The organism is Pseudomonas sp. ADAK18, assembly GCF_012935695.1.
Taxonomy (GTDB): Bacteria; Pseudomonadota; Gammaproteobacteria; order Pseudomonadales; family Pseudomonadaceae; genus Aquipseudomonas.
Window position 1 is genome coordinate 5251422 of record NZ_CP052859.1, and the last position, 19027, is coordinate 5270448.

Annotated in this window: 18 protein-coding genes; 5 read left to right on the forward strand and 13 right to left on the reverse strand. The window is 61.2% G+C overall.

The window, feature by feature from the left end; translation table 11 throughout:
- Nucleotides 1-205: 205 nt before the first annotated feature.
- Nucleotides 206-1597 carry an L-cystine transporter gene (locus tag HKK55_RS23850; RefSeq protein WP_169356850.1) on the forward strand — a complete coding sequence of 464 codons (1392 nt, stop codon included), beginning with the start codon at nt 206-208 and terminating at the stop codon, nt 1595-1597.
- Between the two features lie 35 nt (nt 1598-1632).
- On the opposite strand, the gene HKK55_RS23855 is transcribed toward HKK55_RS23850, so the two are convergent.
- The 3 genes from HKK55_RS23855 to HKK55_RS23865 form a co-directional block, all read right to left on the reverse strand.
- Nucleotides 1633-1920, reverse strand: coding sequence for a type II toxin-antitoxin system RelE/ParE family toxin (locus HKK55_RS23855; RefSeq protein WP_169356851.1), 288 nt, complete (start codon nt 1918-1920; stop codon nt 1633-1635).
- Entirely contained in the window at nt 1910-2149 is a 240-nt protein-coding gene (locus tag HKK55_RS23860; RefSeq protein ID WP_169356852.1) for a type II toxin-antitoxin system RelB/DinJ family antitoxin, read from the reverse strand. The genes HKK55_RS23855 and HKK55_RS23860 overlap by 11 nt, the downstream gene beginning before the upstream one ends.
- A gap of 83 nt (nt 2150-2232) precedes the next feature.
- Entirely contained in the window at nt 2233-2745 is a 513-nt protein-coding gene (locus HKK55_RS23865; protein WP_169356853.1) for a dihydrofolate reductase, read from the reverse strand.
- A 90-nt stretch (nt 2746-2835) separates the two neighbouring features.
- Here HKK55_RS23865 and HKK55_RS23870 point away from each other — a divergent pair, with 90 nt between their 5' ends.
- The gene (locus HKK55_RS23870; protein WP_169356854.1) at nt 2836-4215 is read left to right on the forward strand and encodes a DUF2868 domain-containing protein; all 1380 of its coding nucleotides are present in this window, start codon (nt 2836-2838) and stop codon (nt 4213-4215) included.
- Nucleotides 4208-5581: a GTPase/DUF3482 domain-containing protein gene (locus HKK55_RS23875; RefSeq protein WP_169356855.1), complete on the forward strand. Its 1374-nt coding sequence runs from the start codon at nt 4208-4210 to the stop codon at nt 5579-5581. The genes HKK55_RS23870 and HKK55_RS23875 overlap by 8 nt, the downstream gene beginning before the upstream one ends.
- Here HKK55_RS23875 and HKK55_RS23880 read toward each other — a convergent pair.
- From HKK55_RS23880 to HKK55_RS23910, 7 genes are all read right to left on the reverse strand, one after another.
- Complete coding sequence (locus tag HKK55_RS23880) at nt 5578-6132, reverse strand: phosphonate degradation HD-domain oxygenase (RefSeq protein WP_169356856.1); 555 nt, start codon at nt 6130-6132, stop codon at nt 5578-5580. The genes HKK55_RS23875 and HKK55_RS23880 overlap by 4 nt on opposite strands.
- Entirely contained in the window at nt 6132-7265 is a 1134-nt protein-coding gene (locus HKK55_RS23885) for a TIGR03364 family FAD-dependent oxidoreductase (protein WP_169356857.1), read from the reverse strand. Before HKK55_RS23885 ends, HKK55_RS23880 begins: the two co-directional genes overlap by 1 nt.
- A 136-nt stretch (nt 7266-7401) precedes the next feature.
- Nucleotides 7402-8427 (reverse strand): putative 2-aminoethylphosphonate ABC transporter substrate-binding protein, encoded by a 1026-nt coding sequence (locus HKK55_RS23890; protein ID WP_169356858.1) that lies wholly within the window; start codon nt 8425-8427, stop codon nt 7402-7404.
- Between the two features lie 31 nt (nt 8428-8458).
- Nucleotides 8459-10183 (reverse strand): putative 2-aminoethylphosphonate ABC transporter permease subunit, encoded by a 1725-nt coding sequence (locus tag HKK55_RS23895; RefSeq protein WP_169356859.1) that lies wholly within the window; start codon nt 10181-10183, stop codon nt 8459-8461.
- A gap of 1 nt (nt 10184) precedes the next feature.
- A complete protein-coding gene (locus HKK55_RS23900; protein WP_169356860.1) occupies nt 10185-11249 on the reverse strand; it encodes a putative 2-aminoethylphosphonate ABC transporter ATP-binding protein in 1065 nt (354 codons plus the stop codon).
- 256 nt (nt 11250-11505) lie between these two features.
- Complete coding sequence (locus HKK55_RS23905) at nt 11506-12369, reverse strand: LysR family transcriptional regulator (RefSeq protein WP_169356861.1); 864 nt, start codon at nt 12367-12369, stop codon at nt 11506-11508.
- A gap of 16 nt (nt 12370-12385) precedes the next feature.
- Nucleotides 12386-14740 carry a heavy metal translocating P-type ATPase gene (locus HKK55_RS23910; RefSeq protein ID WP_169356862.1) on the reverse strand — a complete coding sequence of 785 codons (2355 nt, stop codon included), beginning with the start codon at nt 14738-14740 and terminating at the stop codon, nt 12386-12388.
- A gap of 84 nt (nt 14741-14824) precedes the next feature.
- On the opposite strand from HKK55_RS23910, the gene cadR reads away from it, so the two are divergent.
- Complete coding sequence (gene cadR / locus HKK55_RS23915; protein WP_155583679.1) at nt 14825-15274, forward strand: Cd(II)/Pb(II)-responsive transcriptional regulator; 450 nt, start codon at nt 14825-14827, stop codon at nt 15272-15274.
- Between the two features lie 155 nt (nt 15275-15429).
- Here the strand turns inward: cadR and HKK55_RS23920 are convergent, their stop codons facing one another.
- From HKK55_RS23920 to HKK55_RS23930, 3 genes are all read right to left on the reverse strand, one after another.
- The gene (locus HKK55_RS23920; protein WP_169356863.1) at nt 15430-16401 is read right to left on the reverse strand and encodes a thymidylate synthase; all 972 of its coding nucleotides are present in this window, start codon (nt 16399-16401) and stop codon (nt 15430-15432) included.
- A gap of 51 nt (nt 16402-16452) precedes the next feature.
- Complete coding sequence (lgt, locus tag HKK55_RS23925; protein ID WP_169356864.1) at nt 16453-17265, reverse strand: prolipoprotein diacylglyceryl transferase; 813 nt, start codon at nt 17263-17265, stop codon at nt 16453-16455.
- 82 nt (nt 17266-17347) lie between these two features.
- Complete coding sequence (locus HKK55_RS23930) at nt 17348-18130, reverse strand: sulfite exporter TauE/SafE family protein (protein WP_169356865.1); 783 nt, start codon at nt 18128-18130, stop codon at nt 17348-17350.
- 119 nt (nt 18131-18249) lie between these two features.
- Between HKK55_RS23930 and HKK55_RS23935 the strand changes: the two genes are divergently transcribed.
- Nucleotides 18250-18996 carry an NRDE family protein gene (locus HKK55_RS23935; RefSeq protein WP_169356866.1) on the forward strand — a complete coding sequence of 249 codons (747 nt, stop codon included), beginning with the start codon at nt 18250-18252 and terminating at the stop codon, nt 18994-18996.
- Nucleotides 18997-19027: the final 31 nt, after the last annotated feature.

Below are 19027 nucleotides of genomic sequence, written 5' to 3' on the forward strand. Positions count from 1 at the left end.
TAACAAATCTCTGTGACAGTTATCGTCCGAGCACGACCGCTTTCGTTCTGATTCCGCCAGTGCCGTATGCCTGCGCGCCATTCTCTTATTCCAAAAACGACAGTCGCCATTCCATAACGGTATTAAATCAATATATTTCAAGCTGTTAGGCTTTCCGGTTCACAATCGCAGGTTAAAGCGATTGGCAGCCATCCTTGGAGTTTCAATGAATCTGCCCCTGATTCTCAATTTGCTGGTGTTCGTGGCCCTATTGCTGGGCCTGGCACAGACCCGCCGTACTAACTGGAGCCTGGCCAAGAAGGTCTTGTTTGCTCTGGTACTCGGCGTGATTTTTGGTGTGGTCCTGCACGCCATCTACGGTGCCGGAAACCCGGTGCTCAAGGCCTCCATTGGTTGGTTCGACCTGGTGGGCAATGGTTATGTGCAGTTGCTGCAGATGATCGTGATCCCGCTGGTGTTCGCTTCGATCCTCAGCGCCGTGGCCCGCCTGCATAACGCCTCGTCCCTGGGCAAGATCAGCTTCCTGACCATCGGCACGCTGCTGTTCACCACGGCAATTGCGGCGCTGATCGGTATCGGCCTGACCAACCTGTTCGGCCTCACCGCCGAAGGTTTGGTGGCTGGCACCCAGGAAATGGCCCGCCTGCAAGTGATCCAGAATGATTACGCCGGCAAGGTCGCCGACCTGAATGTGCCGCAGTTGCTGCTGTCGTTCATCCCGCAAAACCCGTTCGCCGACCTGGCCCGCGCCAAACCGACATCGATCATCAGTGTGGTGATATTCGCCGCCTTCCTCGGGGTTGCCGCGCTGCAACTGCTCAAGGATGACGTGGAAAAAGGCCAGAAAGTGCTCAACGCCATCGACACCCTGCAAGCCTGGGTGATGCGCCTGGTGCGCCTGGTGATGAAGCTGACCCCGTACGGCGTGCTGGCATTGATGACCAAAGTGGTCGCCAGCTCCAACTTGCAAGACATCATCAAGCTCGGCAGTTTTGTGGTGGTGTCCTACCTGGCCCTGGGGCTGATGTTTGTAGTCCACGGCCTGTTGCTGTCCCTGGCCGGGATCAACCCGCTGCGGTTTTTCCGCAAAGTGTGGCCAGTGCTGACGTTTGCCTTCACCAGCCGCTCCAGCGCGGCAAGCATCCCGCTGAGCATTGAAGCGCAGACCCGTCGCCTGGGCATTCCGCAGTCCATCGCCGGCTTTGCCGCCTCGTTTGGCGCAACGATTGGCCAGAACGGTTGCGCAGGCCTGTACCCGGCGATGTTGGCGGTGATGGTCGCGCCGACCGTGGGCATCAACCCGCTGGATCCGCTGTGGATCGCGACACTGGTGGCGATTGTGACCCTGAGTTCGGCCGGTGTGGCCGGCGTAGGCGGCGGTGCGACGTTTGCCGCGCTGATCGTGCTGCCGGCCATGGGCTTGCCCGTGTCACTGGTGGCGCTGCTGATTTCGGTAGAGCCGCTGATCGACATGGGCCGCACAGCGTTGAACGTGAATGGTTCGATGACCGCCGGGGCGATTACCAGCCAGATCATGCAGCAGACGGACAAAGAGTTGCTGAATGCGGATGAGCATGCAGAGTTGGCGCAGGTTTAACTAAGCCTGCCCTGTGGCAGGGAGCTTGCTCCCTGCTAACTCAAGCGATCAGTAGCTTTACGATACACCTCGTCACGTTCACGCTTATTGACAGCCACAACAAACACCGTGACCTCCTGATCAATCACTTGATAGACCAACCGATAGCCACTGCTGTGAAGCTTGATTTTATAGCAATCAGGTAAGCCATGGAGACGGTTCGCCTCAATGCGTGGCTGGATCAGGATCTCAACCAGCTTCTTCTTGAACTGTTGACGAACAGTATCCCCAAGTTTGTGCCACTCCTTTAAGGACCGTGCATCAAACTCAAGGTTATAGGTCATCCAGTGAGACCTTCACCCGCTGAGGAGCCGCCAGCCGCTCCCGAACCGTGGCCAACAAAGCTTCGTCTTCCTCAGTCATCAGAACAGGTTTAAAAGGCAATTGGCCGCGTTCAGCCACGTACTGCAAGGCTTGGCGCATCAATTCAGAAGGGGTTACGCCTAGCTTTTCCAGCTCATGATAAGCGCGGGCTTTAAGATCGTCGTCGATACGAACATTGATAGAGGCCATTGGGTAGCCCTCACTGTAATGACATTAGTCATTACAGTGGCGCAGGAGGCCCTCTTTTGCAAGCCGGATTTGTCGGCGATGCTTCAGGCTTTTTCCCAAACCTCAAAGCTGTACGCCGGCTTATCCCCTTCCGCCGGGTTCTCGACGTTCGACACTAGCTTCCACTGGTTCAAATCAAACTCGGGAAACCACGCATCCCCCTCCGGGCTCAACGCTACCCGCGTCAAATACAGGCGATCCGCCTGCTCCAAGCCTTGCGCATACAACTGCGCGCCGCCGATCAGCATCAGCTCATCAGCGCCCTGGGCCTTTGCCCATTCCTCCGCACGCTCCACCGCCGTATCAAGGGACGGAAAAACTTCCGCACCTTCGAGCGTCAGATCGGTCTGACGGCTGACCACAATATTCAAGCGACCCGGCAACGGTCGACCGAGAGAATCCCAGGTCTTGCGCCCCATGATGATCGGCTTGCCCAGTGTGGTGGCCTTGAAATACTTGAAATCCCCCGGCAAGTGCCAGGGCATGCTGTTGTCGACGCCGATCACGCGGTTTTCACCGAGGGCTGCGATCAGGCTTAAAGGGAGAGTTTTTTTCATGGCGACGAGAATACCAGAGGCGCGGGCGGCATACCCCAACCGGCGCTCCAGCGGTTATGCTCCAACCTCACTTGCTCAACAGGACGGCGCGTGACTGCACTGAACCCCCTGCAAAAACTCTGGCTGACAGAAACCGTGCGCCTGCGCGAGGAACACGCAGGCCCGCTCGAAGACCAGGAAGCCAATCGCCAGGCCCGCAGCACTGGCGGCGACCTGCCAACGCGCATTCAAAACCGCGCCCTGTGGCTGGCCGAGCGTGATGGCCTGAGCGCCGCCCTCGGCCGCTGGCTGCAAGGCGCGCGGTTGGCGTTGATCCTGCTGGCGGTGGTCGCCATCGTCAGTGGTGCCGGCCTGGCTTTTGCGGCGTTGGGCAACGGCCTGACGCCGGTGAATGTGTTCTGGGCCCTGGGCAGTCTGCTGGGCTTGAACCTGATCCTGTTGTTGAGCTGGGCCTTGGGCCTGGTGTTTGCCGGCGAGCACAGCGCCAGCCTTGGCCGCCTGTGGTTGTGGCTCAGTGAAAAACTCGCCCGTGACGCCAAGGCTGCGCAACTGGCCCCGGCGCTGCTGCTATTGCTGCAACGTCAGAAACTCAATCGCTGGGCCGTCGGCATCCTGGTCAACAGCCTGTGGCTGCTGGCCTTGCTCAGCGCGATGGTGATCCTGCTGACACTGCTGGCCACCCGGCGCTACGGCTTTGTCTGGGAAACCACCATCCTGGGGGCCGACACCTTTGTCAGTGTGACCCAAACCCTCGGCACCCTGCCCGCGCTGTTGGGCTTTAACGTGCCCACCGTCGAAATGATCCGCGCCAGCGGCGACTCGGCCCTGAATATCGAAAGTGCCCGCCAGGCCTGGGCTGCCTGGCTCGTCGGTGTGCTGCTGGTCTACGGCATCCTGCCTCGGTTGATCCTCGCCCTGCTGTGCCTATGGCGCTGGAAACGCGGGCGCGCAGGTTTACACCTGGACCTTAACCTGCCCGGCTACAGCGCACTGCGTGAACGGTTGATGCCCAGCAGTGAACGGCTTGGCGTCAACGACGCTGCACCTGAGCAACTGCATCACGTCGAAGGTGGCGTCAGCGAGCTGGAAAGCGACGGTGCCTTACTGGTAGCCATCGAACTGGACGACCAACGTCCCTGGCCACCAAAGCTGCCGGCCTCCATCAAAGACGCCGGCATCCTCGATAGCCGCGAATCGCGCAACAAACTGCTGGAACAACTGACCCGCTTTCCACCCGCGCGGCTGGCCATTGCCTGCGACCCGCGTCGCTCGCCGGATCGCGGTAGCCTGGCGCTGATTGCCGAACTGGCCCGTAGCGCCACAGCCACGCGCGTCTGGTTGCTGCAAGCGCCCGCCGGCCAGGCCCTGGACGCTGAACGCCTCGGCGACTGGCACACCGCGTTGCAACAGCTTGAACTGCCGTTCGCCGATTGTGCGCCGCTGAACTGGTTGGAGACGGGCCATGACTAAACCGCTGAAACTCGCCGTAGTCGGCCACACCAACGTCGGCAAGACCTCGCTGCTACGCACCCTGACCCGGGACGTGGGCTTTGGCGAAGTCTCCCATCGTCCCAGCACCACCCGGCATGTCGAAGGTGCGCGCCTGTCGGTGGACGGCGAAGCCCTGTTGGAACTGTACGACACACCCGGCCTGGAAGACGCCATCGCCCTGCTCGACTACCTCGAGCGCCTGGATCGCCCCGGCGAGCGCCTCGATGGCCCGGCACGGCTGGCGCGGTTTCTGGAAGGCAGCGAAGCCCGGCAGCGTTTCGAGCAGGAAGCCAAAGTCCTGCGCCAACTGCTGGCTTGCGACGCTGGCCTCTATGTCATCGACGCCCGCGAACCGGTGCTGGCCAAGTACCGCGACGAGTTACAAGTGCTCGCCAGTTGCGGCAAGCCACTGCTGCCGGTGCTCAACTTTGTCAGCAGCAGCGACCACCGTGAACCGGACTGGCGCGAAGCCCTGGCCCGCCTTGGCCTGCATGCTTTGGTGCGTTTCGACAGCGTGGCACCGCCGGAAGACGGCGAGCGCCGACTCTATGAAAGCCTCGCGCTGCTGCTGGAAAACTCCCGTGGGCAACTGGAACGGTTGATCCTCGACCAGGAAGCCCAACGCCAGGCCCGCCAGCAAAGCGCCGCACGCCTGATTGCTGAGCTGCTGGTGGACTGCGCCGCCTGCCGACGCAGTGTGGTCAGCGAGGCAGAGGCCGAACAGCAAGCCATCAGTGAACTGCGCAAAGCCGTGCGTCAGCGGGAACAACGTTGTGTCGAAGCCTTGCTCAAGCTATTCGGCTTTCGCCCGCAAGACGCTGCCGCCAGCGATTTGCCGCTGCTGGACGGGCGCTGGGGCGATGACTTGTTCAACCCGGAAACCCTCAAGCAATTGGGCGTGCGGGTGGGTAGCGGGATTGCGGCGGGCGCAGCGGCGGGTGCCGGTGTCGACTTACTGGTGGGCGGCCTGACCTTGGGCGCGGCGGCCCTGGCCGGCGCGATCGCCGGTGGCGCCCTGCAAACCGCCCGTAGCTACGGCAGCCGTTTGCTGGGCAAGATCAAAGGCCAGCGCGAGCTGACCGTCGACGACAGCGTGCTACGCCTGTTGGCCTTGCGCCAACGGCAACTGCTCAAAGCCCTGAACCTGCGCGGCCACGCGGCCATGCACAGCATCAAGGTCGACACACCTCAGGACAAGACTTGGCGCGAGGGCAAGTTGCCGGAAGCGCTGAACAAGGCGCGGGCCCATCCGCAATGGTCGTCCCTTAATCCGCACCCGAAACTGAGCCAGGCCGAACGCCAGGAACAGATCGAAGCCCTGGCCCTGCGCCTGGACGAAACCTAAGCCGCCAATAACTGCCGGGCCTTGGCCTTCAAAACATCGAGGTCGAGCACCGGCACGTGCATTTCCTTGGCCTGCTCATCCCAATGGCGCATGCGCAAACTGACGGTGCACAGCGGATCCTGCTCGAACGCCCGCGCCTCGTCCGCGCTCATCACCCCGCCCTGATAACCCAGGGTGCGACGACTGGCCTCACTCAATCGGGCGTAGTAATCCGGCTGGCTGAAAGTCAGGTAGCGCTTGGCCTGGACGTGGTATTCCACCAGCTTTGCCATCCGCTCGCTGAAACCGGCCCGACGTAGATAGTCAGCCCCTAGCCGTTCATGGCTGACCACACCGTAGCCCCCCATGTTCTCGCCACCCTGGCCGCAGATATGCCCGATGTCGTGGAAGAACGCCGCCAGCACCACTTCATCATCGAAACCTTCCGCCATGGCCAACTGCGCAGCCTGGGACATGTGCTCGATCTGCGACACCGGTTCGCCAATGTAATCGGCGGCGCCATGTTGCTCGTACAAGCCAAACACCTCAGCGATCACCTGTTCAGTGCTCATTACTTCTCCCCCAACAGTTGCGCGATATTGTTCTCGGCCATCGCCGGCCCGACGCTCATGCCCACGCCCGTGTGCATCAGCGCGACACTCACACCCGGCGCCGCCCGCAGGAAGGAAAACGGCCCCGGCCCACGGGAACCATAGACGCCCTGCCAACGCTGCGTGACTTGTATCTTGCAACCCAACGTCTGCTCGGCCAACTCAATCATCCAGTCGTCCACTTGCTCTGCGTTGAACGGTGAGGGATCGCTGCCGTAATGGTGGGAATCGCCAATGATCAACTCGCCATACGGCGTGGGGCTGATCAGCAGGTGGATGCCATTTTCGTGCAGGTGCGGTGCGTCCCGCAGGATTTGCGCCTGCACCGGCGCCGCTTCCGGCAAGTCGGCAAAGGCGCCGTAATGCACGCAACTGAGGCCGGTCAACAGCGCGTGTTGCAGATTCAAATTTACCTGCGGCCTGGCGCGCAGCATTTGCAGCCGGCAGATCTGCGGACTGAGTTCGGCGATCTGCTCGGCCAGCAGCGTCTGGTAGTCGTGCCCGGAGCAGACAATGATCTGCTCGCCGCGAAAGCTGCCGGCGGTGCTGTGCAACTGGCCGGGTTCGATGTCACGCACCAGGGTGGAGAAGTGAAACTCCACTTTGAGCTCGCGACACAGGTAGTTGATCAGTGCGGGGATGGCCTCGCGGGAATACACCTGTTGATCGTCCAGGCCGTGGAGTGCGGCGCGGTGGTGGCAGAATTGGCCGCCGTACAGGTCGTTCATTGCCGTGCCCTGGAGCAGCTCGACGCGATAGTCGTGCTCCTGCGCACGTCCGGCACAAAAGGCTTCCAACAGGTGTTCTTCCGCTTCGTTGCGGGCGAACAGGTAGGACCCATTGCACTTGAGTTGCAGGCCCGAAAGCTGCGCCCACTGAGCCCAGATGTCGCGGCTTTCACGGGCCAGATTGAGCATGGTTCCAGGCGGCTGGCCGGTGACCAGCGCCTGGCCGAAGTTGCGCACCGAGGCGCCCAACGGCGTAGCGCTGCGTTCGAATACCTTGACCTTGAGGCCACGCTTGGCGGCGGCGTAGGCGTGGGACAGGCCGAGGATGCCGGCGCCGATGATCAGTAGGTCGCTGTGGTGTGTCATGGAGATGTTTCCTGAATTCGAGACCGCTATCGCGAGCAAGCCCGCTCCCACACTTGACCTCATTTCAAAGGTAGAACTCGGTCGAATGTGGGAGCCGGGCTTGCCCGCGATGAGGCCATCAGCCCAAACGAAAATCTTACTGACCGGCCACCTTCTCCGACTTGCCGTCATAGCGCTTGCGCCATTCCGTCAGGATGCTGTCGCGGTTTTTCGAGGCCCAGGCGAAGTCGTTCTTGATCAGCCGTTGCTCATAGTCCGCCGGCAATTCGGTCTGCGGCTTGGCAATGCCCGGCTGTGCCAGGACCGCAAAGTTTTCCTTGTAGAGCTCCATCGCGGCCGGGCTCGCGGAGAAGTCAGCCAGTTTTTTCGCCGCCTCCTCGTGGGCGGTGCCCTTGATGACAGCGGTGGCTTCGATTTCCCAGCCCAGGCCTTCTTTCGGCAACACGATGTCCAGCGGCGCGCCCTGGCGCTTCAGTTGTACCGCCGGGTACTCAAAGGAAATACCGATCGGGAATTCACCGGATGCCGCCAACTTGCACGGCTTGGAACCGGAGTGAACGTACTGGCCGATGTTCTGGTGCAGTGCGTCCATGTACTCCCAGCCCTGCTTCTCACCGAAGGTCTGCAACCAGGCGCTGACATCGAGGAAGCCGGTGCCGGACGACGCCGGGTTCGGCATGACGATCTTGCCTTTGTATTCAGGCTTGGTCAGGTCTTGCCAGCTCCCCGGTTTGGTCAGGCCCTGTTTTTCGGCCTCGATGGTGTTGAAGCAGATAGTCGCAGCCCACACGTCCATGCCGACCCAAGCTGGCGGATTGGCGACGTCACGGTAATTCGCGCCGATCTTGTCCAGGTCTTTCGGCGCATAGCTTTGCAGCATGCCTTGCTGGTCGAGGATCGCCAGGCTGGAAGCAGCCAGGCCCCAGACAGCATCCGCTTGCGGGCGGGCTTTCTCGGCCAGCAGCTTGGCGGTGATGATCCCGGTGGAATCGCGCACCCATTTGATTTCCACGTCCGGGTTAGCCTTTTCGAAGGCTTGCTTGTAAGTCTTCAACTGCTCGGCTTCGAGGGCCGTGTACACGGTCAACTCGGTTTTTGCGGCATAGGCATTCAGGCTGAACGCAGTGAGCACAGCAGCGGCTAACGCCAGGGGCTTGAACATGGTGCAGTTCCTTTATGGTTGTGGGGCAGATTTATTGGCCGGGGGCGGTGGTGCGCCAGGCTTGGGAGCGACGCAACAAACCGCGTGATGCCCAGGCCAGCACTAGGGACACACCCGCCGAGGTAAACAGAATCAGGGTCGACATGGCTGCCGCTCCGCCAACATTGCCGGCATCGTCCATGTTCAGCACGGCAACAGCAGCGAGGATGGTGTCGGGGCTGTAGAGGAAGATCGCCGCCGAAACGGTGGTCATCGCCGAGACGAACAGGTAGCGCACGATGTCCAGCAACGCTGGCAGGCAGATCGGCACGGTGACCCGCAGATAGTGGCGGTACAGCGGCGCCTTGAGGGACAGTGCGGCAGCTTCGAACTCAGCGTCCAGCTGGCGCAGGGCCGTGGTGGCGGTCATCTGTGCGGTGGTCAAATAGTGCGCAATGGTGCACACCACCAACAGCGTCATGGTCCCGTACAACACATGCAGCGGGTTGCCGTTGAGGTTGAAAAAGAACACGTAGCCCAGGCCCAGCACCAACCCCGGCACAGCCATCGGTACGAAGCTGAGCATGCGCAGCGCCAGGTTCAGGCCACGCTGGCCCTTGGTTTTTTCCATCAGGTAGGCGCCAGTGAAGATCAGCACACTGCCGATCAACGCCGTGCACAACGCCATGGTCAGGCTGTTGCGATAGGCCAGCCAGCCGCCGCCTGCCGTGTCGTTGAACTGATAGTGGTTCAGCGACAGCGACAGGTTGTAAGGCCAGAACTTCACCACCGACGAATAAACGGCCATGCCGAACACCAGCAACAGTACCGCGCAGATCAGCAGCACGATGGCCAGGTAGCACCCATCCCGCAGTCGCGATGGTGCGGGTTGGAAGACTTGGGCGCGGCCGCTCATGGAGTCGCCGTGACGACGGCGCAGCCAGGCATCCACAGCAAAGCTGAACAACGCCGGCAACAACAGGACCATGCCAATCAAGGCGCCTCGACCGAATTGTTGTTGGCCGACCACCGCTTTGTAGGCTTCCAGCGCCAACACTTGGTAATCGCCACCCACCACCACGGGCACACCGAAGTCGGTGATGGTCAGGGTGAACACCAAGCAAAACGCGGCGAATACTGCCTGGCGCGTCGCCGGCCAGGTGATGCTGCGAAACGCCCGGGCCGGGCTTGCGCCCATGCTCGACGCGGCATCAAACAGCCGTGCATCTGCCAGGGACAACGCCGACAGCAGGATCATCAGCGCATGGGGAAAGGTGTAGATCACTTCACCGAGGACGATGCCCCAGAAACCGTAGATGTTGTCTGACAGCAAGCCGCGCAGCATGCCCTGGTTGCCGAACAGATAGACCAGTGCGATCCCCGGCAGCATCGAAGGCGCCATCAACGGCAGCAACGACATGCCACGCCAGATGGCTTTTCCAGGAATCAGTGTGCGTTGCAGGGCGTAGGCAAACAGGTAGGCCAGCGGTACGACGATAGCGGCAACGCTGAGGGAAACCTTCAGGCTGTTGCCCAGCAACCAGTGGAAGTTGTCGCTGGTCACCAGTTCTTTTGCAGCGACCAGGCCACCGCCCTGCCCGTCTTCGCTGCTGAAGCCGCGCCAGAAGATCGCCAGCAGCGGCAGCAACACGGCGATGCCCAGCAGAAGCAACCACACCAGCTTGCCGCCCACTACGAAAATACGGTCGCCGAGTTCGGCACGGGAAACCTGGCGAGCCACGTTATCGGGTATCGGCAGCGTCATGTCGGCAGGCATCTCAGGCAAACACCTGCAAGCTGCGGGGCGGCAGCGCGACCCAGATGTCTTGGGCGCCCAGGCGTGGCATGGCTTCCGGTGCCAGCTCCGCCAACAGCGGATGGCCGGGCAATTGGTCCAACTCAAAACTCATGCGGCAGCGATTGCCGAGAAAGGTGATCTCACGGACCTTGGCTGGGAACAGGTTTTCTTCATGCACCGGCGGATTGACGCTGATGGCTTCCGGGCGGCAGAACAAGCGGCCTGAGGCAGCCTTGTTGGCGTTATCGGCCAAGCGCATGTTCATCCCGCCGACCTGGGCGTGGCTGTCACTGTTGCGGCTGAACGGCAGCCAGTTGCCCTGGCCCACAAACTCGGCCACGAACGGCGTGGCCGGGCGATCGTAGATTTCCTGGGGCGTAGCGTACTGCTCGACCTTGCCGTTGTTCATCACGGCAATGCGGTCGGCCATCAGCATAGCCTCGTCCTGGTTGTGGGTGACCATCAACGTGGTGATGCCCAGGCGGCGCTGCAGTTGACGCAGCTCGGTGCACAGGTGCTCGCGGACGCGGGCGTCGAGGGCAGACATCGGCTCGTCCAGCAGCAACAACGACGGTGCCGGTGCCAGCGCACGGGCCAGCGCGACTCGCTGCTGCTGACCGCCGGACAGTTGGCCGGGGTATTTCTTTTCGCTGCCGAGCAGGCCGACCAGCTCCAGCATTTGCCCGACGCGCTTGCGCACTTCATCGCGGCCGCTGCCGGTCAAACCGTAGCCGATGTTGGCTTCTACAGTGAGGTTGGGAAACAGGGCGTAGGACTGGAACAGAATGCCGTAGTCCCGAGCCTGAGGTGCCAGTAGGGAAACGTCGCGATCACCCAGGTATAACTCGCCGCTGTCCTGACGTTCCAGGCCGGCGATGCAACGCAGCAAGGTGGTCTTGCCGCAGCCGGACGGGCCCAGCAGGCACACCAGTTCGCCCGCAGCGACATCGAGGGATACGTTGTCCAGTGCGGTAAACGCGCCGAAGCGTTTCTGCACGCCGCGCACCTTCATCGGAGCGCCGGGATTGGTCAGGGCTGTGTTCATGGAGGCACCTCATCGAACTGATGAAGGCCATCCTAGGGAGTGAATGCGTCCCTTGTGTGGCAGGGAGGCAAAACTGGGCGATAGTGGTATTGGTGGATTTGGGTAGGACTGTAGGGGGATGGTGATAGGCCTACCGCTTTCGCGAGCAAGTCGAATCGTCGCACCGCCGCTCCCACATTTGACCGCATTCCAAAGGTCGAACTCGGTCAAGTGTGGGAGCGGCGGTGCGACGATTCGACTTGCTCGAGAATGGCCTTCAGAGCGGCGACATTTCCTGCGCCAACCCCAGAAACGCCGCCGGTAATCGCGCGCCTTTGCGCTCTTTGAGGCAGTACAAATACTCGGGAATCTGCGGTGCATTTTCGATGCTCAGCACCCGCAACTGCGGGTCATGGGGCACTTCCTGGCGGGCAATGATGCTGATGCCGATGTTGCGCAACACCGCCTCCCGGATCGACTCCCGACTGCCAATCTCCAGCAGCGGCCCGTAGCTCACGCCTGCGCCCTGCAACATTTCTTCGGTCAGCCGGCGTGTGGTGGAGCCCGGCTCGCGCATCAGCAAGGTGTGCCCGGCGAGGGCGTTCAACGACACATGGTCGAGCGACGCCAGCGGATGATTGCGATGCACCGCCAGTACCAGTGGGTCCATGCCCAACACACGACGAATCAGGCGTGGATCCTCCAGCAGTTGCGACGAAGCGGCGACATCGACCCGGTATTCGTCCAATGCTTCCAGCACCTGCTGGGAATTGCCGATTTCCACCGACACTTCGACATGGGGCAGCCGTTCGCGGAAGGTCTTGACCAAGTCGAGGATGTAATACGGCGCTGTCGCCGCAATTCTTAACGCGCCCTGGACCTGGCCACTGTTGCGCAGGAAAAACTCAATATCGCTTTCCTGCTGCAACAGCGCCTTGACCATCGGCAGCAACCGCGCGCCTTCGTCGCTGACGGTGAGGCGGCGGCCGCCTCGGTAGAACAGCTCAACCGAGTATTGGCTTTCCAAGTGACGAATCTGGGTGGTCACCGTGGGTTGGCTCAGGCCGAGCTTTTTCGCCGCCTGGGTAATGCTGCCCAGGCGGGCGACCATGTAAAACGCCTTCAGCTCGGCACTCAGCACACCACCCTCTCATCGACTATTTGCGCAATAGGCGCAGACCATTGAATACCACCAGCAGGCTCACGCCCATGTCGGCGAACACCGCCATCCACATGGTGGCCATGCCCAGGAAGGTGACGGCAAGGAAGATCGCCTTGATCACCAGCGCCAAGGCGATGTTCTGCTTGAGGATACTCGACGTTTGCCGCGACAACCGAATGAATGCCGGAATCTTGCGCAGGTCATCGTCCATCAACGCCACATCGGCGGTCTCGATGGCGGTGTCGGTACCGGCTGCCGCCATGGCAAAACCGATCTCGGCACGGGCCAGGGCTGGGGCGTCGTTGATGCCGTCGCCGACCATGCCGACACGGTAGCCCTTGCCGTAGAGGGTTTCGATGGCTTGCAGCTTGTCGGTAGGCAACAGGTCGCCCTGGGCCTGATCGATGCCGACCTGGGCCGCAATCGCCTGAGCGGTGTGGGTATTGTCACCCGTGAGCATCAGGGTCTTGATGCCCAGGTCATGCAACTGCTGGATGGCTTCGCGGCTGCTGTCTTTGACGGTGTCCGCTACGGCGAACAGTGCCATCGGGCCGGACTTGTCCAGCAGCAGGACCACGGACTTGCCTTGTTTTTCCAGGGCGAAGAGTTTTTCTTCCAGGGCTTGCGAGCACAGGTTCAGGTCTTCCACCAGACGGTGGTTGCCCAAATAGTAGGTTTCGCCGTTGATGTCGCCACGCACACCGCGACCGGTCAGGGCCTCGAAGTTATCCACAGCGTGCACCGGCAGCTTCTTATCCACAGCCGCATTAGCGATAGCCAGGGACACCGGGTGATCGGAACGCGCCGCCAGGCTCGCAGCCAGGGCCGGCGCCATGTCTGCAACGTTGGGGAACAGCGCCAGGTAATCGGTTTGCACCGGTTTGCCGTGGGTGATGGTGCCGGTCTTGTCCAAGGCCAGGTAGTCGAGCTTGTAACCGCCCTCCAGGTACACACCGCCTTTGATCAGGATGCCCTTGCGAGCGGCAGCAGCCAGGCCGCTGACGATGGTCACCGGAGTGGAAATCACCAGCGCACACGGGCAAGCAACCACCAGCAGCACCAGTGCACGGTAGATCCAGTCGAACCAGGCGCCCGCCATGAACAGCGGTGGGATCAGCGCCACGCCCAAGGCGAAGAGAAATACTGCCGGGGTGTAGATTTTGGAGAAGCTGTCGACAAACCGCTGGGTCGGTGCTCGCGAACCCTGAGCCTGCTCCACGGCGTGGATGATCCGCGCCAGGGTGGAGTTGTTGGCCGCCGCCGTGACTTTGTACTCCAGGGACCCGGCCTGGTTGATGGTGCCGGCGAAGACTTTATCGCCCACGGTCTTTTCGATCGGCAGGCTTTCACCGGTAATCGGCGCCTGGTCGATGGTGGACTGGCCGGAGGTGACTTCACCGTCCAGGCCAATGCGCTCGCCGGGACGAACCCGCACGATGGCACCCAGTTCGATGGTTTTGGCGTCCTGTTCAGCCCAGCTTCCATCGGCCTGGCGAACCGTGGCCTGTTCCGGCGTCATCTGCATCAGGCCACTGATGGCGTTGCGTGCACGGTCGAGGGACTTGGCCTCGATCAGCTCAGCCACAGTAAACAGGAACATCACCATCGCCGCTTCGGGCCACTGGCCGATAAGGATCGCGCCGGTCACGGCGATGCTCATCAGGGCATTGATGTTCAGGTTAAGGTTTTTCAGGGCAATCCAGCCCTTCTTGTACGTGGTGAGGCCGCCGCTGAAGATCGACACCAGCGCCACCAGGGCAATCACCCACGTAGGGGCGGCGTTGGTGAAGTGCAGCACTTCGGCACCCAGGGCGCCGATGCCGGACAGGGCGAGCGGCCACCAGTGCTTCTTCGCAGGCGGCGCGGCCGGTGCCACGCCCTCTTCGATTGGGTCGGCCTGCATGCCGATGGATTTGATGGCCTCGATGATCGGCGCAGTGCTCGGCAGATCATGGGTCACGCCGAGGATACGGTTGATCAGGTTGAATTCCAGTTGCTGCACACCGGCGAGCTTGCCCAGTTTGTTCTGGATCAGCGTTTGCTCGGTGGGGCAGTCCATGGCTTCGATACGGAAGGTGCTCAGCCGCGAGCCCGCAGTGGGGGCTTCGGTCAGCTTTACCAGCGCAGGCGCAGCATCGCTGGAGCAGCAGGAACCGCCATGGCTGGCATGGTCGTGCTTTTCCTTTTGCACAGGCTTGAGCTTTGCGCCGTGATCATGGCTATGACCATGGTCGTGACTATGGGCATGGCTGTGATCGTGATCGTGATCGTGATCGTGATCGTGATCGTGATCGTGATCGTGATCGTGGCCAGCATGGGCCTTGTTTGGGGTGTGAATGGAATCGCTCATTGGTCGCGTCCGTAAAGGTGCCTGTTGCCAAGTAAAGACCCTGTAGCCACTATAGGGTCAAGCACCCTTTTGGAGATTGCTGCGATGAAGATCGGCGAATTGGCAAAACTGACGGATTGCCAGGTAGAAACCATCCGTTATTACGAGAAAGAAGGCCTGCTGCCGCCGCCTGCGCGCAGTGACGGCAACTATCGCCTGTACACCCAGGCCCACACCGAGCGGCTGACCTTCATCCGCAACTGCCGCAGCCTGGACATGACCCTGGAAGAAATCCGCAGCCTGCTGGGTTTGCGCGACAGTCCTCAGGACCAGTGCGAAAGCGTCAATGCGTTGATCGACGAACACATCCACCACGTCAAGGCGCGGATTGATGGACTGATGGCGCTGCAGGAACAACTGCTCGTCCTGCGCCAACGCTGTGGCGCAGGGCCGGAGGCCGATCAATGCGGGATTTTGCAGCGGCTGGAAGTCAGCGGAGGGGTGACGGCGAGTGAAGCGGAGCATTCCCATGTGGGCAGAAGCCACGGGCATTAAAAACGCCTCTGTGGCGAGCGGGCTTGCCCGCGTTGGGCTGCGCAGCAGCCCATAAAGGCCACTGCGGATTTACTGACTGATCGCGGCGGCTGACTTAGGGCCGCTTCGCGCCCCAACGCGGGCAAGCCCGCTCGCCACAGAGATCGACTTGTTTGTTACACCGCCATTGGCGCCGTCATCGGCGCATGGTGCTCGTAACCTTCCAGCGAGAAATCGCTCGGTTCGATCAACTCCAGCCACTCAGGCTGGTACACACCGGTCTTGGCAAACTCCGGCACGCGATCACTGATCACCAGCTTCGGTGCGGCGAACGGCTCGCGCTTGAGCTGCTCATTGAGCATGTCCAGGTGGTTCTCGTAGACGTGGGCATCACCGATGAAATAGGTGAACCAGCGCGGCGTGTAGCCGGTCAGGCGCCCGATCAGGCTCAGCAACGCAGCGCCTTCGGTCAGGTTGAACGGCGTGCCCAGGCCCAGGTCGTTGGAGCGGATGTAGAGGGTCAGGGAGATTTCCCGGGTCTCGACATTCGGGTGGAACTGGTACAGCAGGTGGCACGGCGGCAGCGCCATCTCATCAAGCTGGGCGCAGTTCCAGCCGTGGAACAGAATACGGCGGCTGCCCGGGTCCTTGATGATGGTGTCGACGCACTGGCGAATCTGGTCGATGGCCTTGTACAGCACCACGTAGGCCTGACCGTTTTCTTCGCCTTCAGCGATTTGACGGTAACCCTGAGCCAGTGTTTGCTCGATCGCTGCCTGATTGCTCAGCGGGATCTGCTTGTACGCTGGCCATTTGCGCCATTGCACGCCGTAGATCTCGCCAAGGTCGTCGTCGCCCTGGCGGAACGGGTTGGCCAGCCACTGGGCGTTTTCGTTGGCGTTCTGGTCCCAGACCTTGCAGCCCAGGGCGCGGAATTCGGCGGCGTTGTTCACCCCACGCAGGAAGCCGCACATCTCGCCGATAGCCGACTTGAAGGCCATCTTGCGGGTGGTGATCGCCGGGAAACCTTCCTGCAGGTCAAAGCGCAACATCGCCCCGGGAAAGCTGATGGTGTTCACGCCAGTACGGTTGGCCTGTTTGGTGCCGTTCTTGATGACGTGGGAAACCAGGTCGAGATATTGCTTCATGACAGTACCTGTATCGTTGAAGCCGAGGCCCTTGAGCCTCGGCGTTCGAATTTAAAGCGCGGTGTTCTTGATCGGTTGTGGGCGATTGTAAGCCCACCACAGCATGCCCAGGCCGGCGAGGATCATCGGCAGGCTGAGAATCTGACCCATGGTCACCCAACCCCACGCCAGGTAGCCCAACTGCGCATCCGGCACCCGCACTAACTCGACGACAAAGCGGAAGATCCCGTAGAACAACGCGAACATGCCCGATACCGCCATGGTAGGGCGTGGTTTACGCGAAAAGATGTAGAGGATCAGGAACAGCGCCACACCTTCCAGCGCGAACTGGTACAGCTGCGACGGGTGGCGCGGCAGTTGTGCCGGGTCGCTGAACGGCGGGAACACCATGGCCCACGGCACGTCGGTCGGCTTGCCCCACAACTCGGCGTTGATGAAGTTACCAATGCGCCCGGCGCCCAGGCCGATCGGCACGAACGGTGCGACAAAGTCCATCAGTTGGAAGAACGACTTGCCATTGCGCCGGCCAAACCACCAAGCCGCGATCATCACGCCGATAAACCCACCGTGGAACGCCATGCCGCCCTTCCACACCTCGAAGATCAGGGTCGGGTTGGCGATGTAGGCACTCAGGTCGTAGAACAGCACATACCCCAGTCGTCCGCCGACGATGACCCCCATCGACATCCAGAACACCATATCGGAGAGCTTCTCCTTGGTCCAGGTCGGGTCGAAACGGTTCAGGCGCCGGGAAGCCAGCAGCCAGGCACCGCCGATACCGATCAGGTACATCAACCCGTACCAGTGGATTTTCAGCGGACCGATGGCCAGGGCCACCGGGTCGATCTGCGGGTAAGGCAGCATTGCGACTCCTCGTTAAAACATTTAGTCATGACGCGCCGGACCATGCCGGTGCGCGATTAAGCCTTCGTTACAGCCACTTTTTTTACAACAAGAAGTTCAAACCCACGCAAAACAGCAAGCCGGCGAACAATCGCTTGAGCAGACGCGGTGACAACCGATGCGCCAGCCGCGCGCCAAAGCGAGCTGCCACCATGCTGGTCAGGGCAATGCCCAGCAGCGCCGGCAGATACACAAAGCCGAGACTATGAGCGGGCAGCAACGGATCATGCCAGCCCAAAATCATGAAACTTAATGCACTGGCCAGGGCGATCGGCAAGCCGCAGGCCGACGAGGTGGCCACCGCCTGCTGCATCGGCACGCTACGCCAGGTCAAAAATGGCACGGTCAGCGAACCGCCGCCCGTGCCGAAAATCGCCGAAGACCAGCCGATCACACCGCCCGCCAGGGTCAGACCGAACTTGCCCGGCACCGTTCGACTGGCCTTGGGTTTAAGCTCCAAGGTCATTTGCAGAGCAATCACGAGGGCAAACACACCAATGATCTTCTGCAAGTGCGGCCCGGAAATCGCCTCCGCTGTCAGCGCCCCAAGGCCCGCTCCCAGCAGAATCCCCACCGCCATCCACACAAAAATCGGCCAACGCACCGCACCGCGTCGGTGATGCTCGCGTACCGCATTAATCGACGTGAAGATGATTGACGCCAGGGACGTGCCGACCGCCAGGTGAGTCAGCACCGAGGGATCGAACCCCTGCAAGGTGAAACTGAATACCAGCACCGGCACAATAATGATCCCGCCGCCCACGCCGAATAACCCGGCGAGCGTGCCGGCACAGGCGCCCAGCAGCAAATACAGCAGAAATTCCATGGATGCTCCCAAAATCAGACCGGCATGTTAACGGAAGGAAGGCATGCGGCCCAACTGGATACGATGGATAGCCGACGGTTCTGTGGGTAGAGTGGTGAAAAACACAAAGGGATCACCTTATGTGCCTGATTGTTTTTGCCTGGCGGCCTGGCCATGCCCAGCCGCTGATCGTCGCGGCCAACCGTGATGAATTCTATGCCCGGCCCAGCCTGCCGCTGGCCCAATGGCCGGATACACCGCACGTCTATGCCGGACGGGATCAGGAGGCGGGTGGCACCTGGCTGGGGGTTGGCGCGGACGGACGCTTTGCGGCGCTGACCAATATTCGTGACCCGCACCAGCCGCCAGCACGTAAATCCCGGGGCGAGCTGGTGGCTCGCTTTCTCAGTGGCTCGCTACCGATTGACGACTATTTGGCCGACGTTAACGGCAGATCGATTGAATATGCCGGGTTTAACCTGTTGGTCGGCACGCAGGATGAGTTGTGGCATTACAACGCCAATGACACTGACCCCACTCGGTTGAAGGCTGGAGTTTATGGATTATCCAATGCCGGGCTGGATACGCCGTGGCCGAAGCTGCTGAAAGCCAAGGCGGCGCTGGCTGAAGTGCTGGAAGATCCGCGACCTGAAGCGTTGCTGGGGATTCTGAGCGACCCGCAGACCGCGCCTTTTGCCGACCTGCCAGATACCGGCGTGGGCTTGGCGACTGAGAGTTTGCTGTCGAGTGTGTTTATTGCCAGCCCCAGTTACGGGACGCGGGCGAGTACGGCGTTGATTGTGAATGCCGATGGGACGCGGCATATCGTTGAGCGCAGCTTTGGACCGTATGGCGGGCAGCTGGGTGAGGTTGAACTCCGCGTTTAACTGGACGGCTTTTGTGGCGAGGGGGCTTGTC